The organism is Streptomyces reniochalinae (genome assembly GCF_003323735.1).
Classification (GTDB): domain Bacteria; phylum Actinomycetota; class Actinomycetes; order Streptomycetales; family Streptomycetaceae; genus Streptomyces; species Streptomyces reniochalinae.
Genome location: NZ_QOIM01000056.1, coordinates 1 through 14,561 on the forward strand (window position 1 = coordinate 1; position 14,561 = coordinate 14,561).

At 73.7% G+C, this 14,561-nt stretch carries 16 protein-coding genes and 1 pseudogene; 13 read left to right on the forward strand and 4 right to left on the reverse strand.

Going from position 1 to position 14,561, the window contains the following annotated elements:
- Positions 1-140: 140 nt before the first annotated feature.
- The 3 genes from DQ392_RS32605 to DQ392_RS32610 all read left to right on the forward strand — a co-directional run bounded on the left by DQ392_RS32605 (position 141) and on the right by DQ392_RS32610 (position 2,266).
- Positions 141-1,061: an MFS transporter gene (locus DQ392_RS32605; RefSeq protein ID WP_220182685.1), complete on the forward strand. Its 921-nt coding sequence runs from the start codon at positions 141-143 to the stop codon at positions 1,059-1,061.
- A 12-nt stretch (positions 1,062-1,073) separates the two neighbouring features.
- On the forward strand, positions 1,074-1,529 hold the full coding sequence (locus tag DQ392_RS36355; RefSeq protein WP_425470674.1) for a hypothetical protein: 456 nt from the start codon (positions 1,074-1,076) through the stop codon (positions 1,527-1,529).
- A gap of 89 nt (positions 1,530-1,618) precedes the next feature.
- Positions 1,619-2,266, forward strand: coding sequence for a PadR family transcriptional regulator (locus tag DQ392_RS32610; RefSeq protein WP_245982266.1), 648 nt, complete (start codon positions 1,619-1,621; stop codon positions 2,264-2,266).
- Between the two features lie 57 nt (positions 2,267-2,323).
- Here the strand turns inward: DQ392_RS32610 and DQ392_RS32615 are convergent, their stop codons facing one another.
- On the reverse strand, positions 2,324-2,908 hold the full coding sequence (locus tag DQ392_RS32615; protein WP_114019317.1) for a dihydrofolate reductase family protein: 585 nt from the start codon (positions 2,906-2,908) through the stop codon (positions 2,324-2,326).
- 138 nt (positions 2,909-3,046) lie between these two features.
- Between DQ392_RS32615 and DQ392_RS32620 the strand changes: the two genes are divergently transcribed.
- Complete coding sequence (locus tag DQ392_RS32620) at positions 3,047-3,643, forward strand: TetR/AcrR family transcriptional regulator (protein WP_114019318.1); 597 nt, start codon at positions 3,047-3,049, stop codon at positions 3,641-3,643.
- Between the two features lie 179 nt (positions 3,644-3,822).
- Here the strand turns inward: DQ392_RS32620 and DQ392_RS32625 are convergent, their stop codons facing one another.
- Complete coding sequence (locus tag DQ392_RS32625; protein WP_147266616.1) at positions 3,823-4,413, reverse strand: hypothetical protein; 591 nt, start codon at positions 4,411-4,413, stop codon at positions 3,823-3,825.
- A 53-nt stretch (positions 4,414-4,466) separates the two neighbouring features.
- A complete protein-coding gene (locus DQ392_RS36360) occupies positions 4,467-4,589 on the reverse strand; it encodes a flavin reductase family protein (protein WP_425470683.1) in 123 nt (40 codons plus the stop codon).
- Here DQ392_RS36360 and DQ392_RS32635 point away from each other — a divergent pair.
- Together DQ392_RS32635 and DQ392_RS32640 are read left to right on the forward strand one after the other, a co-directional pair.
- Positions 4,549-5,271, forward strand: coding sequence for an AMP-binding protein (locus tag DQ392_RS32635; RefSeq protein WP_425470676.1), 723 nt, complete (start codon positions 4,549-4,551; stop codon positions 5,269-5,271). The two genes, DQ392_RS36360 and DQ392_RS32635, sit on opposite strands and share 41 nt — an antisense overlap.
- Before the next feature lie 222 nt (positions 5,272-5,493).
- A pseudogene (locus DQ392_RS32640) lies at positions 5,494-5,655 on the forward strand (FAD-binding protein); the annotation flags it as partial.
- Positions 5,656-5,706: 51 nt separating this feature from the next.
- Here DQ392_RS32640 and DQ392_RS32645 read toward each other — a convergent pair.
- Positions 5,707-7,011, reverse strand: coding sequence for a sensor histidine kinase (locus tag DQ392_RS32645; RefSeq protein WP_114019320.1), 1,305 nt, complete (start codon positions 7,009-7,011; stop codon positions 5,707-5,709).
- Between the two features lie 201 nt (positions 7,012-7,212).
- Here DQ392_RS32645 and DQ392_RS32650 point away from each other — a divergent pair, with 201 nt between their 5' ends.
- The 7 genes from DQ392_RS32650 to DQ392_RS32680 all read left to right on the forward strand — a co-directional run bounded on the left by DQ392_RS32650 (position 7,213) and on the right by DQ392_RS32680 (position 14,556).
- The gene (locus DQ392_RS32650) at positions 7,213-7,422 is read left to right on the forward strand and encodes a hypothetical protein (RefSeq protein WP_114019321.1); all 210 of its coding nucleotides are present in this window, start codon (positions 7,213-7,215) and stop codon (positions 7,420-7,422) included.
- Between the two features lie 95 nt (positions 7,423-7,517).
- On the forward strand, positions 7,518-7,706 hold the full coding sequence (locus tag DQ392_RS32655) for a DUF6104 family protein (protein ID WP_114019322.1): 189 nt from the start codon (positions 7,518-7,520) through the stop codon (positions 7,704-7,706).
- A 315-nt stretch (positions 7,707-8,021) separates the two neighbouring features.
- The gene (locus DQ392_RS32660) at positions 8,022-8,990 is read left to right on the forward strand and encodes a DUF4097 family beta strand repeat-containing protein (RefSeq protein ID WP_114019323.1); all 969 of its coding nucleotides are present in this window, start codon (positions 8,022-8,024) and stop codon (positions 8,988-8,990) included.
- A 1-nt stretch (position 8,991) separates the two neighbouring features.
- Positions 8,992-10,128 (forward strand): PadR family transcriptional regulator, encoded by a 1,137-nt coding sequence (locus DQ392_RS32665; protein ID WP_114019324.1) that lies wholly within the window; start codon positions 8,992-8,994, stop codon positions 10,126-10,128.
- A 98-nt stretch (positions 10,129-10,226) separates the two neighbouring features.
- Positions 10,227-10,664 carry a CU044_2847 family protein gene (locus DQ392_RS32670; protein WP_220182687.1) on the forward strand — a complete coding sequence of 146 codons (438 nt, stop codon included), beginning with the start codon at positions 10,227-10,229 and terminating at the stop codon, positions 10,662-10,664.
- A 545-nt stretch (positions 10,665-11,209) separates the two neighbouring features.
- Complete coding sequence (locus DQ392_RS32675) at positions 11,210-13,501, forward strand: VMAP-C domain-containing protein (protein ID WP_114019341.1); 2,292 nt, start codon at positions 11,210-11,212, stop codon at positions 13,499-13,501.
- The gene (locus DQ392_RS32680) at positions 13,498-14,556 is read left to right on the forward strand and encodes an AAA family ATPase (RefSeq protein ID WP_114019325.1); all 1,059 of its coding nucleotides are present in this window, start codon (positions 13,498-13,500) and stop codon (positions 14,554-14,556) included. Before DQ392_RS32675 ends, DQ392_RS32680 begins: the two co-directional genes overlap by 4 nt.
- The last annotated feature ends 5 nt before the right edge of the window (positions 14,557-14,561 follow it).

Below are 14,561 nucleotides of genomic sequence, written 5' to 3' on the forward strand. Positions count from 1 at the left end.
TGAACTCCGGTGTGAACGAGCGGCGAGGACGCGGCTTCTTCTTCCCCATGCTCTCCATGATGGACATCCTTCCGGGGCAACGCCCCTGATCTCGAATGTCCGTCAAACCGAATCAAGCCCAGGGACCTAGCGTCACGCGAGTGACCGGATACCGACAGATCCTCGCCGTGCCGGGCATGGCACCGCTGCTGGCTGTCTCCTTCCTCGCCCGCACCGCGATCACGGCCGACGTGATGGCGCTGACGCTGTACGCCGTGCTGGGCCTGGAGTCGAGCTACGCGGCGGCCGGCGGCGTCGCGGCGGCCCTGACCGCAGGACTGGCACTCGGCGGGCCGCTGCTCGGCCGCATGATCGACCGGCGTGGCCCGCGCCCCGTGCTGCTGGTGACCGTCGCGGCGCAGGCCGCGTTCTGGCTGAGCGTTCCCGCACTGCCGTACGGGGCGCTGGTGGGCGCCGCCCTCGTGGCGGGCCTGCTGATGGTGCCGGCTCAGCCGGTGACCAGGCAGGCGATCGCCGCGATGACCACGCCGCGGCAGCGCCGGGCCGCGTTCGCGCTGGGAGCGGTGCAGGGCGAACTCTCGTACATGGTGGGCCCTGCGGTGGTGATCCTGTGCACCGCGCGGCTGTCGCCCGGTGTGGTGGCGTGGGGTCTCGGCGCCGCGATCGTCGCGGGCGGAACCGGGATCGCCCTCCTCGACCCGCCACTGCGCGCCGAGGCCGAGTCGGATGCCGGGTCCGAGGCTGGTACCGGTACGGGGGCACGTACCGGGCGCGCGGCTGAACGCCCCCCGCGCCGCCAGCGGTCGGGCGCCCGGCTGATCGCCGTACTGACGATGGCGTTCGGTATCACGGTGCTGCTGGGCGGCGTCGACCTGGCCGTCGTCGCCACGCTCGAAGAAACCGGACAGGTGTCCTTTGCCGCCGTGGTCGTGGCGGTGCTCGGCGTGGCCTCCGTCGTCGGCGGGCTGGCATACGGTGCGCTGTCCCGGCCGCTGCCCACGTGGTCGCTGCTCGGACTGCTCGGGCTCGTGACGCTCCCCGTGGGGCTGGCACACGACTGACCCTGGCTGTGTGTGGCCGTCGTCGGCACCGGGTTCTTCGACGCGCCGACCCTTTCGGCCGTGGCCGACGCGGTCAGCCGGCTGGCGCCGGCCGGCGTGCGCGGAGAGGCGACAGGTCTGCAATCCTCGGCCCTGAGCGCGGGATTCGCGCTCGGCTCCCCGCTCGTCGGGGTGGCCGTCGACGTCTCCGTTCCGGCCGGCGGCTTCGCGGCGGCCGGGCTGGCGGGCCTCGCTGCCACGTTGACAGGCTGCTTGCTCTGCCGCCGCCGCTCGTCTCCCCGGCCGCCCGCTCCGGCCGGCCACCCCAGCGGGCCGGCCGGTCACCGGGGCGGGTGCGCTCGCCGCCGCGCGACGCGGGCCGGTTCGGGGGCGCGGGGCCGTTCGGCGGTGCGGGGGGCCGAAACGCTGTCCCCTGACCCACTGTGCCCCGGCCCACTACCCCCTGGCCCGCGGAGCCCGACGGCGTAGAGTCGGCGGCCGGTACGGAATCCGGCAGGCGCCGGACGGACGGTGCGGTGCGCGGCGGCGTACGGCGGAGGAAAGGCGTGCGGGGCGCGATGGCTCAGGAGAGCAGGGGGACGGACGGCGGGGCGCCGAAGGGCGGTCGAACCCCCGAGCGGCGTCCGCTGCCGCCGACCAGCTGGGCGGTACTGGGCCTGCTCTCCTTCGAACAGGAGCTGTCCGGCTACGACCTGAAGAAGTGGGCCGACTGGTCGCTGAGCTTCTTCTACTGGTCGCCCTCCTTCAGCCAGATCTACAGCGAGCTCAAGCGCCTGGAGGGGGCAGGCTACGTCACCTCGCGCAGCGTCCCGCAGGCGACGGGCAACCGCGACAAACGGGTCTACTCGATCACCGAAGCGGGCCGCCGTGCCGTACGGGAATGGGCCCGCGGCGCGGCCGTCGAACCGCCCGTGCTCAAGCACGGCGTGATGCTCCGCATCTGGCTCGGCCACCTCCTGGAGGCGGACCAGGCCCGCGACATCCTGCGCGAACACCAGGCCAACGCCGACAAGATGGTGCACCGCGCCAGGCTGGACGCCGAGGGCGCTGAGGGAGAGCCCTCGTGGGCGTACCCGCGGCTGGTGCTGCGCTGGGCGGAGCGCTACTACGAGGCCGAGCGCCGGCTCGCCGAGGACATGCTGGCCGACCTCGACGAACTGGCGCGGGAACGGGAGGCGCCGGGCCACGGGGAGCCCGGCGCGTAATTCCGGCTCATCGCCCCCGCTCGTCACCGCTCCGTGCTCGTCACCGCTCGCTGCTCGTCACCGTTCCCGCTCGTAGGTCGTCCTGCTGACCCCGGACGGGTAGGGGCGGGTGGTGACGTGACGGAAGGCCGTCGGGGAGAACGCCCCGTCGAAGAGCGGGATGCCGGCGCCGGCCACGATCGGGTTGCGCTTGAGGATCAGCTCGTCGATCTCCGCCAGCAGCGTGGCCGCCAGCTTTCCGCCGCCGACCAGCCAGATGTCGCCGCCCTCTTGCTGCTTCAGCTCCCGCACGACCTCCGCCGGATCGCGGTCCGCCACGATCTCCACGGCCGGGTCCTGGCTGGTCAGGGTGCGGGAGAAGACGATCTGACGCAGGTGTGCGTAGGGGCTGGTGACCCCCTCGTTCAGGCCGGGCTCGTAGCTGCCGCGCCCCATCAGCGCCACCTCGAACCTGCGGTTGGGCCGGTCCGGGAGGCCCAGCGCCGCACGGGCCTGGGTGGGGACGGTCTCGGGCAGCTCCTCCCAGATCGCGGCGGCCAGGTCGTCGAACCCGTCGGGGATGGGGAAGAAGTCGAACTCTCCCTCGGGCCCCGCGATGAAGCCGTCGAGCGTGACGGCGGCGTAGTAGACGAGCTTGCGCATAGGTACCCCCTGATTGCCACTTCACTTGCACTACTTCAACTGCACCACTTCGCTTGCAGTGGTTTGAACGTAGTACTGCGGCTACAGTGGTGTCAACGGGGAAACGAGCAGGGTTTCGGACGAGGCAGGAGACCGGTCATGCGGCAGAACACCGAACGGCGCGCGGCGCTGCTCGACGCGGCCATCGAGGTTCTGGCCCGCGAGGGCTCACGTGGGCTGACGCTCCGCGCCGTCGACAAGGAAGCGGCCGTCCCCACCGGAACGGCGTCCAACTACTTCGCCCACCGCGGCGACATGCTCACCCAGGTCATGCGCCGTACCCGCGAACGCCTCACCCCCGACGAGGCGGCGGTGGCCGAACGGATGAGCGCCCCGCGCACCCTCGCACTCGAAGTCGAGCTGATGCACGACGTGGTGGACAGGATGCGCGCAGACCGCAGCAGCTACCTGGCGATGATGGAACTGCGCCTGGAGGCCACCCGGCGGCCGGAGCTGTACGAGGAGCTGACGGGCTTCCTGCGCGACGAGTTCAACGGCCTGATCGCCTACCACAACGAGATCGGCATGCCGGGCGACGACATGGGCGTCGCCCTCCTCTACCTGGCGATGACGGGCCTGCTCGTGGACGAGATGACGCTCCCGGACATCCTGAGAGCGCCGTACGACGTGGACCGCCTCATCGCGGCGATGGTGCCCCGGGTGTTCGGCGACAGCGTGCCCGACGCGGACGAGTAGCCCGCAGAGCCCCTTTGCGGCCCGGCCCGCCGTCTGCGGTCTCGAAGGGGCCGATATAGCCCGCGTCCCCCGCCCCGGCGTGGTATCGCTGCGCGCGGTCCTCTTCGGCTTCTCCGGCACGCGAGTCCACGCCGTCCCCCGCCGACCCGGTCAGCGGGGGTCGGGGCGGCAGGCCGCCGTCACTCCGCGCTGTCGTCGAACCAGGTGTCGAGGACGGAGTCGAGGTCGTCGGCCCACGCCGTGGCCTGCTTACGGGAGGTCGCCTCGACTTCCGCGTCGAAGCGGCGGTGCCCTGTCGTGCAGACGCAGATCCGGAAGCGGCGGCCGAACCGTGGGGCGCCGATTTCCACGGCGCCGATCTCGCTCCACTCGAACCGGGCCTCCGCGTCGTCGAGGCGAAGCGTCACGCCGCGGCCGTCCGCGACGATGGCGGCCCGACGGTCCGAGACCTCGAACGAGGGCCCCTCGAAAGGCTCCTCCTCCTGCTCCTCGTCCTCGTCGGTGTCGACCTCCGCGTCGGTGCCGGTGTCGACTTCGGAGACGGTGTCGGCTTCGGGGCCGGCATCGTCGTGGTCGGCCTCGGCCGCCTCCGCGGGCTCCGTCGTCCGCTCGTCGTCCTCGTCCCCGGCGTCGGGTTTCCGCGACACCGCGCCTTCGCGGGACTCCTTGTCCGCGGGGGCGGCGGCGAGGGTGTCGAGGCCGGGGACGTACGTCGGGTCCGTGCCTGCGCTGAGCACGGCGGGCTCGGCTGTGTCAGGTCGTTGCTCCACGAGGCCAGTATGGCGACAGGACCTGTGCGTCATTCAGCGCCCCCTGCCCGCGCTCACGCCGCGTGCGTCCCGTACACCCCGTACGTGCGCCGGAAGTAGAGCAGCAGGCCCGCTTCGCGGGGCTGGTGGAGGGCGGTGACGCGGCCCACGGCGATGGTGTGGTCGCCGCCGGGCAGCTCGGTTTCGACGGCACATTCGACGGAGTACGCCGCACGCGCCGCCGCCGTCACCCCCGACGACCTCTGCGACATCCTCTACACCTCGGGGACCACGGGGCGGCCCAAAGGGGTCGAGATCACGCACGGTCAGACGCTGGAGGCGTTCACCGCGTGGGCGCGGGCAGTCGGACTGCGCGAGGGCGACCGCTATCTGCTCGTCAACCCGTTCTTTCATACCTTCGGGTACAAGGCGGGCGTGCTGGCGTGCCTGCTGGCCGGGACGACGATGCTGCCCGAGGCCGTCTACGACGCGGGCCGCGCCCTGGGCCGCGTCGCGGGGGAACGCGTCAGCGTGCTGATGGGGCCGCCGACCGTCTTCCACACCCTCATCGACCACCCCGACCGCCTCACCAGCGACCTGTCCTCGCTGCGGCTGGCGGGGACGGGAGCGGCCGGGGTGCCCGTCGACCTGGTGGCGCGGGTCAGGCGGGAGCTGGGCGCGGCGGAGGTGTTCACCGCGTACGGGCTCAGCGAGTCCGCCGGTGTCGCCACCGTCTGCCCCACCTCCGCCGAGGCGGCCACCGCGGCGCGCACCGTCGGACCTCGCTGCCAGGAACGCAGGTGCGGATCGTCACCGCCGACGGCACCGAGGCGGCTCCCGGCGAACCGGGGGAGATCCGGCTGCGGGCGCGTCACGTGATGCGCGGCTACTGCGACGATCCCGAGGCGACGGCCGCCGCCCTCGACGCGGCCGACTGCCGAACGGCCGCCCAGACGGCCCCCGCGGGGCCTCCCACCCACCGGGAGGAGCCGTGAGCGTGCGCCGCTGCCCGCGCATAACGTCCCCGCATGAGCCGTACGAACCGTGTGAGCAGCGGCGGCCCTGCGGGCGGCCTGACCGGCGACGGTACCGACACGGGTCGCCCGGGTGCTCCGCGAGGACAGCACCGTCATCGGCGGCCTCTACGCGAGGGGCAACGCCTCGGCCGCCGTCATGGGCGAGACCTACCCGGGCCCGGGAGCCACCATCGGGCCCGCGATGACGTTCGCCTACGCCGCGGTCGGCCACATGGCGGGGAGCTAAGCGGACACGACACCGGGATGAGCCACGGGCGTCCCGGGCCGCCTCACCTCCTCACGCGGCGGTGCCCTCGCTCGCGGCTCCGCCCGGGTCGTGACGAGACGCGGTGGTGCCCTCCTCCTCGACTCCACCCGGCCCCTTCCGCGCCGTGCGGTCGTAGCCGCCCTCCCTCCCGGCGTGACCGTGCGCCGGTGCCGTGGCGTCCCAGGGGAGCGTCGCGCTGAGGCGGAAGTCGGTTCCCTCCCAGCCGTGTTCGAGGGTGCCGCCGGCCAGCTGGGCGCGCTCGGCCAGACCGATGAGGCCCAGCCCGGCCCCGGGGACCTCGGCGGGCGGGCCGCCACGCCCCACCGGGTTGCGGACCTCGACGGTGAGGCCGCGCCCGGAGGCGCCGCGCACGGTCACCGAGACGGGCGCGCCGGGCCCCGCGCCGTGCTTGCGCGCGTTGGTCAGCCCCTCCTGGACGATGCGGTACGCGGTGCGCCCCGCCACGGTGGGCGCGCTCCCGAGTCCGCCCGCCACGTCGAGGTCGAGACCGACGCGGGCGCCGGCCCGCCGGGACTCCTCAGCGAGCCGCTCCACGTCGGCGAGCACCGGCTGCGGACGGTCCGCCTGTTCGGGCGCCCGCAGCACCCCGATGACCTCCCTCAGGTCCTGTAGCGCCTGGTGCGCGCTCTCCCGGATCACACCCGCCGCTTGTCCCACCTGTGCCCGGTCGCCGCCCGGATTGAACTCGAGCGCCCCTGCGTGCACGCTCAGCAGTGAAAGCCGGTGGGCCAGCACGTCGTGCATCTCGCGTGCCACGTCCTCGCGGGCCTCGCGCCGCGCGTCGGCCGCCGCGCGCTCGGCCCGCTCGCGGAGCGAGGAGAGCAGCTGCCGCCGCGAGCGGACGTACATCCCCCAGCCGAGCGCCCCGGCGAGGAGTACGAAATAGGTGAGCGCGGACTCCGTCTCGGGGCCGCCTGCTGCGGGGCCGCTCGCGAGGACGAACGGCACCGGCGCGTAGGCGAGCGCCGTCACCCACGCCGTCACCCGTGGCGGCCTGCTGACCGCGACGGTGAACAGCGCGACGAGGATCGGACCCGTGACGAAGTGCGAGAACGGCTCGGCCACCAGCAGTGCGAGCGCGAGCTGCACCGGCCACCGGCGCCGCAGGAAGAGCGCCGCGCAGGCGAGCCCGCCCCGCAGCTGGTCGAGGAAGAGCGCCGTCGGGGAGGTACCCGGGTCGAGGGCGACCGCGTCGGTGCTCAGCACCAGGAAACACCCGGCGAACAGGAACGCGCCGATGTCCACCGCCCAGTCGCGTGCGCTGCGTCGCCCCGGCCGCCGGACACCGGCGCCGGTGATGTGCTCAGACCTCATGCCGTGAAATCTACGGTCGCTGCCGGGTCACTGTCCCCGCCAGGCCGCAGGCGGAGACTTCGGTAGGAGCGTGCGGCGACTTCGGCAGGACCGAAAGGCGACTTTCGTAGGGCACCCGGGCCCCCGATCGGGGACTTCCGCCGCCCGTTCCGCCCCCGAAGCCCGATCCCCCTCAGCCCCGGCCGCCGCCAGTCTGCGGGCATGAAGAATCTTCTCGGCTTCGTCGCCTTCGTCCTCATCGCCCAGGGAGCGGGCGGCCTCGCCCACAAGCTCACCGGCTGGTTCGACAAGTGGGCCGTCGTCGACCACCTCGCCTTCCTCGACGGCTACGAGGTCTACGTCTGTGTGCTGCTCATCACCCTCGGCCTCGCGGTCGGCGCCGCCTCGGACGCCGCCGGGCGCCACGAGTGACCTCCGGACCCGGCATACCCTGGGACGACGGCCTCAGGCCGCGTCCGTTGTCCCGTGACCGCCCCGCGGTCACGCATCCGACCAGGAGCAGAACCGTGTACTTCACCGACCGTGGCATCGAAGAGCTGGAGAAGAGGCGCGGCGAGGAAGAGGTCAGCCTCGCGTGGCTGTCCGAGCAGCTGCGGACGTTCGTCGATCTGAACCCGGACTTCGAGGTGCCGGTGGAGCGGCTCGCCACCTGGCTGGCGCGGCTGGACGACGAGGACGACGAGGACGACGGCTGACGAGGGCCGACAGCGCGGGCCGGCGAGGACAGACGGAAAGGACAGGCGGCGAGGACAGGCGGCGAGGACGAGGACCGAGGGCGCTGACGCCGAGAGGCTGAGGGCGCCGACGGCCGAGGGCCGCGGGGCCCGCTCTCACTCGCGAGGGGGTTGCGCCTGTCGCGACACACGACATATCGTGTCCATCCAGAGACGCGATATGTCGTTGCCGTGTGCGGAGGCACCGGCGGGGCGCCGCGCGCCGCGCAACGTGCCGTGGCCGCACCCCCGCGCCGCCTCGCGCGTCCGGCAGCGCCGAGCCTGGGGAGGCCCGCCGTGCCCGTATCCGACGACCGGTCGTGGCAGATCACCGAGCCGTGGCGGATCGACTTCGACGACCCCGTCACGGAGTTGGACGTGCGCGTGGTGGGCGGGACGGTCAACGTGGTCGGCACCCAGGAGACGACCACCCGCGTCGAGGTGGGCGAGGTCGAGGGCCCGCCCCTGCTCGTGCGGCGCGAGGGCGGCCGGCTGATCGTCGCCTACGAGGACCTGCCCTGGGGCGGTTTCCTCAAGTGGCTCGACCGCAAGGGCCGACGTCGGAAGGCGGAGGTGTCGGTGCGGGTGCCGGCGGATGTCGCACTGTCGGTCGGAGTGGTGGGGGCCACTGCCGTCGTCTCCGGCATCCACGGCGGCACGAAGGTGGCCGGAGTCTCGGGTGCGACGACGCTCGTCGGGCTGCGCGGTCCCGTGACGGCCGAGACCGTCTCGGGGGACGTCGAGACCCAGCGGCTGTCCGGGCCGCTGCGCTTCTCCACGGTCTCCGGCGACCTGACCTGCGTCGACGGCGCACTGGGCACGATCACCGCCGACTCGGTCAGCGGCGCGATCATCCTCGATCTGAATTCCTCCCGGGCGGACGGCCCCGCGGCCATCCGCCTGAGCAGCGTCTCCGGCGAGCTGGCCGTCAGACTCCCCGCCGACGCGGACCTGACGGTGGAGGCGCAGAGCGCGGGCGGCGCCGTCTCCAGCGCCTTCGAGCGGTTGACGACCACCGGCTGGGGCTGTCGCCGGGTGGCCGGTGCCCTGGGCGGCGGGCGCGGCGCCCTCCAGGCCAACAGCGTCTCCGGAGGCGTCGCGCTTCTCCGCCGCCCGCCCGGTGCGGACGGCCTGGGGGAGGGGCCGCGTCCGGGCGACCGTGTCGGCGCCGCCCAGGGGGCCGGCGCTGCCCGTGGCGGCCGCCCGCCCGGCCCTCCCGGTGGCTCCGCGACCCCTGGCAACCCCACCTCGCCGAAGGACCTGTGACATGCCCCCCGTCTTCGCGCACGGCCGACTGCGCCTGTATCTGCTGATGCTCCTCGCCGAGGCGCCGCGCCACGGATATGAGGTGATCCGTCTCCTCGAAGAGCGCTTCCAGGGCCTGTACGCGCCCTCGGCCGGCACCGTCTACCCGCGCCTGGCCAAGCTGGAGGCCGAGGGGCTCGTCAGCCACACCACCGAGGGCGGCCGCAAGGTGTACGCCATCACCGAGGCGGGCCGGACCGAACTCGACGGCAGGCAGGCGGAGCTGGCCGAGCTGGAGATCGAGATCCGCGACTCCGTGGCGGCACTCGCCGGAGACATCCGCGAGGACGTCAGCGGCACGGCAGGCGACCTGCGCCGGGAGATGCGCGAGCAGGCACGGACCACGCGCCACCGGTCGAAGCAGGCCCGCGCCCCGAAGGACCCCACCTCCGGGTGGGAGAAGCCCGCCGGCTGGGACGACGGCTGGGGCGAGGGCTGGGAGGGGGTCTGGGGCGACAAGGAGGCGTGGCGGCACGCCAAGGAGGAGATGCGCCGGGCCAAGGACGAGTGGAAGGAACAGGCCCGCAAGGCCAAGGAGGAGGCGCAGCGCGCCAAGCGCCAGGCCAGGAAGGAGCGGGAGGCCCATACCGAGGCGCTGGCCGAGGTACACCGGCTCGCCCATCAGGTGCAGGATCAGGTGCAGTCCCGTGTGCAGGCGGGCGACTGGTCGGGTGCCGTCCGCGACGGCATGTCCGAACTCGCGCGCGGCATGGGGAGCCTGGGGCGGATGACCGGAGCGAGCACGCCCTGGCCGCCGTACGTGCGCCCGCACCCGGCCGGTACCGACCCGGACGCCGAGGCCGAGGCTCCGATGGCCGACTCCACGGGCGACCCGGCGCGCGATCTCGAACGGCTCCTGGACCGCTTCCGGGACGACGTGCGTGACGCCGCCCGCGATCACGGCGTCGACGAGGGGCAGCTGCGCGAGGTGCGCCGCCACCTGTCGACTGCCGCCGCCCATATCGGCGTTCTGCTGCGCGGCGCCGAGGCGGGAGCGGACGGCGCCACGGCCCGGACGACCACCACGACCAACGCGACGGACGCAGCCCGTGGGGCGGCGAGCGGGGCGGAGGGGAACACGGGCTGTCCCGGCACATGACGCCGCCGCCCACGTCCACGCTCGCGCGGGCAGCAGCCGTGGATGTTCAATAGGGGCTCGGCGCAAGGCCGTTGGGGTGAACGCGGTGAGGGGGACGTATGAAGCGGGAGATCCGGGAGATCACGCTGCCGGGCGGTGAGACCCTGCTGGCGCAAGTCCGGATCCTGGACGAGGACGAGGTCCCGCCGGGGGCCGACGACTTCCAGTTCGACGACGTCGGCACGCGGGACCAGCTCATCGCGCGGGCCCAGCAGCTGAACGAAGTGATCAGCGGTGTCGGATCGGCCGTGTTGCGGGCGGCACGCCAGGCGTGCCCTGACGAGGTCAGCGCCACGTTCGGCGTCGAGCTGGCCGTCAAGTCGGGTAAGGCCCTCGCCGCCGTCCTCGCCGACGGGGAGGCCAAGGCTGCGGTCTCGGTCACCCTCACGTGGCACGCGGCGCACCGGCGGGACGGCGACGGCGAGGACGGCACACCCGGGACCACGCGGTCCACGGACGGCACCGGCACACCCGGCACCGCTCCGCAGGGCGGGTGACGCGCGGGTGCGGAGGCGCGGGACTTCCTCCCGCGAGATGCCGCCGGCACTCGGCGGGTGACGCGCGGCGCGGACGTGCGGAACCTGGTGTGCGTGGCCTGGTGTGTGTGGCCTGCTTTGTGTGGCCTGTGCGCGCGGCGGTGGGACGCCGTGAGCGGGTGGACGCGCGGACGCCATGAGCAGCGGCACGCTGCGGCCGTCCTGGCAGGACGGGCTGGGCCGGACCGGGCGCCGTGCGGGCCGCCCGCCGTCCGGGCCGGGCCCGGCGCCCGGCCTTGTTGCGGGTCCGGGCGCGCACCCGAACCCCGGCTGCGCACACCCGGGAGCGTGGCCGTCCCCCGTCGTGAGTACGGAATGTGCGGGGGATGCCGGGGCGCCGCCCCTCCCGTCTGTCGGACCCGGGGACTAGCCTGCTACCTCAGGCATCTCACAGAAGGAAGTGACGGGGGAACGGGGCGTAGAGGGGGGAGTGCTGTGACCGGAGTGCGAGCCGCGCGGTGCGGGAGGCCACGATTCGGCGTGCTGCCGTGCGCGCCCTGTGCCGCGTGAACGCCCCCACGGGCCTCGCCGACTCCGTTCGCGCTTCCGTCGTGCGCATCGGGGCACCGCCCGAGGGGTACGACGGAAGCAGCGGCGGCGGCATCAACGGCGGCCGCGGTGACGGAGCGAGCGGTGACGAAGTGCGCGGGATCGCCGGCCCCCTCGCGGGGCGGCGGTCGTTCTGGGGGAGCGGGTTCTTCGTCGCGCCCGGTTGGGTCCTCACGTGTGCCCATGTCGTCGGCAAGGGCGCCGCGAGCGTGTGGAGGGGGGATCGCGCCATCGGCATCACGGTCGGCGACGACGCGCAGAGCACGGTGCTCCTCGGCGAGCTCGCGTTCGGGCTGCCGCTGCCCGACGACCCCGAAGAGCCGCCGGCGCCGTGGCCGTTCCCGGACCTGGCGCTCGTACGGGTGCCGGACGCGACGGATGTGGACTGCCTGTGGCTGAGTGACCGCTCGGCCCTGACCCCGGCCTCCATCGGGCTGTACGGCTGGGTGCCGGGCCCGGAGCGCGGCGAGCAGATGTTCTTCACGGGGCTGGCGACGGCCACGGGGGTGCGGGGCCGCCCCCTGATGCTCAGCGGCGACGAGTTGACGGAAGGCTGTTCCGGCGGCCCGGTGCTGGACGAGCGGCGCGGTGCGGTGCTCGGCGTCAGCAAGGGCAAGGGCTCCCGTCCGCGCACCGGGGTGGCCACGCGGGTCACGGCGCTGCGCAGGCTGTGCGACGCGGGGCCGCGAGGGGCGCGGGTGCTGCACGAGGTGCTGTCCGCGCACGACCGCTACCACCTGCGGCGCTACCACGGGTTCGGGCACAGCTGGTATCGCCAGCACGCGCGGCTGGGCCCCATGGGCGGGGAGCCCGCCTACGGGTTCACGGTGGACCGGCGGGCGGAGCTGTACGCGCTGTTCGCCGAGGTGGAGCCGCCGACGGGCGCCGGGCAGGTGCTGCAACTGGCCAACGAGGCACGGGACATGGTGCTGCGCCTTCCCTACACCCTGAACGAGCACGACCCCCGCTCCTGGCGGGAGGGCGCGGGCCTGCTCTACGAGCCACGGGACAGCGACGCGACGGCGGAGGAGCCCTCGCCTGACCTGGCGCTTGAGGCCGTGGTGCTGTACGCCGCCAAGGTGACCGCCGCACTCACCCGTTCGGGGGCGGCGGGATCGCCGCGTTCGGCGCGCGCGCTGGCGGAGCTGCGCGGCTGGGTGGAGCGCACGGCGCACACGCTGCTCAACGACGTGATCAGGGCCCGTGTCCCCGCTGTGCTGGAGAGCCACCGTCCCGCGTCGGCGGCCAGGGCCAACGTGCTGGTGGAGGTGGAGCCCGACATCTACGGTTCCGGACGGCACGCCTGGCGGGTGCTGCTGGTGCGCTCGGCCCACAAGGACGAGCTGCTGGCCGGTGACGACGGCGCGGACGAGACCGAGGAGGACGGGGAGCGGGAGGAGTCCATCGTCGACCAGAGCCGGGAGGAGGTGCCCCGCCCCCGGCTGGAGGAGGCCGTGCGCGGGGCGCTGTCCCAGGCGCTCGACCAGTGCGACGTGGACGAGCACCTGGCGGCGGTGGAGTTCCTGCTGCCGCGCGCGCTCTTCGACGAGCCGGTGGACGAGTGGCGGGTCCGTCCCTACGATCCGGCCGATCCGTTCAACCCGCATGCCGTGCCGCTGGGGCAGCGTCGCCTGGTCGTGGTGCGTGACAGGTCGCGCAGGGACCACGGCTTCACCCCTGAGGCCCGTACCAGGGCCGCCGCGGTGCTGGGCGGTCCGATGGAGGCCGTGCCGCTGCGGCGCGAGGTGCCCATGGCCGGGCACGGCGCGTCGGCGCCCGAGGGCGGGCAGGCCGCTTACGGGCGGCTGCTGGCCGCTCCGCCCGGCGCCGTTCCGGTGTACTGCGCGCGGACGGGCAGCGGCCCGGGGGCCCGCGCCATGGCGGCGGCGCTCGGCGCGGGGCACGCGGTGGCGCTGTGGCGGCACTCGTGCGGCGACCAGCACGACCACGACGACTGCGAGGAGTTCCACGAGCGGGCCGCCGCGCTGCTGCGCCGGGTTCACTCGGCGCGGCAGCTTCCGCAGGAGATCAGGGCGCTGCGGAACACCAACGCCGACCTGGGCGACGGTGGGAGCTGGGAGCCGGAAGGGGCAACTGGCGTGAACAGTGCGTCAATTGACCACCCAGCGGCCTGGGCACGGCATATCGTCCTGCTTTACGATCCGCCCCACAGGACCATTGGGGACGAACCGTTGCGCGAACCACCGCTCATGCCCAGGCAGTCGACAGCGTTGAGGAGCACATCGTGAGCGATTGGCGCATCTACCGCGGCGCGGGTGTGCCGCACGAGGGCGTGCGGGGACTGCCCGAGCCGCCCCCGTGGCGCGACTTCACCGGTGCCGGCACCGGCCCCGACAGCCCGCACGGCGCGGAGGGCGACACCGAGGGCGCCGACACCGCGCGGCGGCTGGGCGCGCGGCGACGCCTGGTGGAGAGCCTGCATCCGCGTCCCGAGGAGGTGGAGGCCGTCAACGCGGCGCTGTATCTGCGCCGCCCCCTCCTGGTCACCGGCAACCCGGGCACCGGCAAGTCGACGCTCGCGCACGCGGTCGCGCACGAGCTGGGTCTCGGCCGGGTGCTCCGCTGGCCGATCGTCAGCCGTACGTCGCTGGCGGACGGGCTCTACCACTACGACGCGATCGGCAGACTCCAGGACGTCCAGCTGGACCGTGCCGTGGCCGGCGAGGGCGACTCGGCGCCCGCCCGTCCCCCGATCGGGTCGTATCTGCGGCTGGGTCCGCTGGGCACGGCGCTGCTGCCCGCGCAGGACGGCCCCGACGGGGTGCCGCTGCCCCGGGTGCTGCTCGTCGACGAGCTGGACAAGAGCGACATCGACCTGCCCAGCGACCTGCTCAACGTCCTGGAGGACGGCGAGTTCACCATTCCGGAGCTGGAACGCATCGCCGACCGGGAGCCGGTCACCGAGGTGCTGACCGCGGACGGCGACAAGGTCCCCATCGAGGGCGGGCGGGTGCGGTGCACGGCGTTCCCGTTCATCGTGCTGACCTCCAACGGCGAACGCGACTTCCCGGCCGCGCTGCTGCGCCGCTGCATCCAGCTCGACCTCAAACCGCCGGGTGACAAGCAGCTCGCCGCGATGGTCTCCGCACACCTGGGAGAAGAGGCGCTTGAGGAGGGCGCCGAGCTGGTTCAGCGGTTCCTGCGCCGCGAGCCCGGGCAGGTCATCGCCACCGACCAGCTGCTCAACGCACTGTTCCTGACACAGCGCGCCTCGGGCGTCGAGAGGGTCACCCGCGACCGGCTCGCCGAGATGCTGCTGCGCCCCCTCGACCGCCCGAGGTGACGCGC

Coding starts and splice junctions, on each gene's coding strand:
- DQ392_RS32665 (WP_114019324.1), top strand. CDS start 8,992: ATGCCCCCCGTCTTCGCGCACGGCCGACTGCGCCTGTATCTGCTGATG.
- DQ392_RS32615 (WP_114019317.1), bottom strand. CDS start 2,908: ATGCGCAAGCTCGTCTACTACGCCGCCGTCACGCTCGACGGCTTCATC.
- DQ392_RS32620 (WP_114019318.1), top strand. CDS start 3,047: ATGCGGCAGAACACCGAACGGCGCGCGGCGCTGCTCGACGCGGCCATC.
- DQ392_RS32645 (WP_114019320.1), bottom strand. CDS start 7,011: ATGAGGTCTGAGCACATCACCGGCGCCGGTGTCCGGCGGCCGGGGCGA.
- DQ392_RS32650 (WP_114019321.1), top strand. CDS start 7,213: ATGAAGAATCTTCTCGGCTTCGTCGCCTTCGTCCTCATCGCCCAGGGA.
- DQ392_RS32610 (WP_245982266.1), top strand. CDS start 1,619: ATGGCTCAGGAGAGCAGGGGGACGGACGGCGGGGCGCCGAAGGGCGGT.
- DQ392_RS32670 (WP_220182687.1), top strand. CDS start 10,227: ATGAAGCGGGAGATCCGGGAGATCACGCTGCCGGGCGGTGAGACCCTG.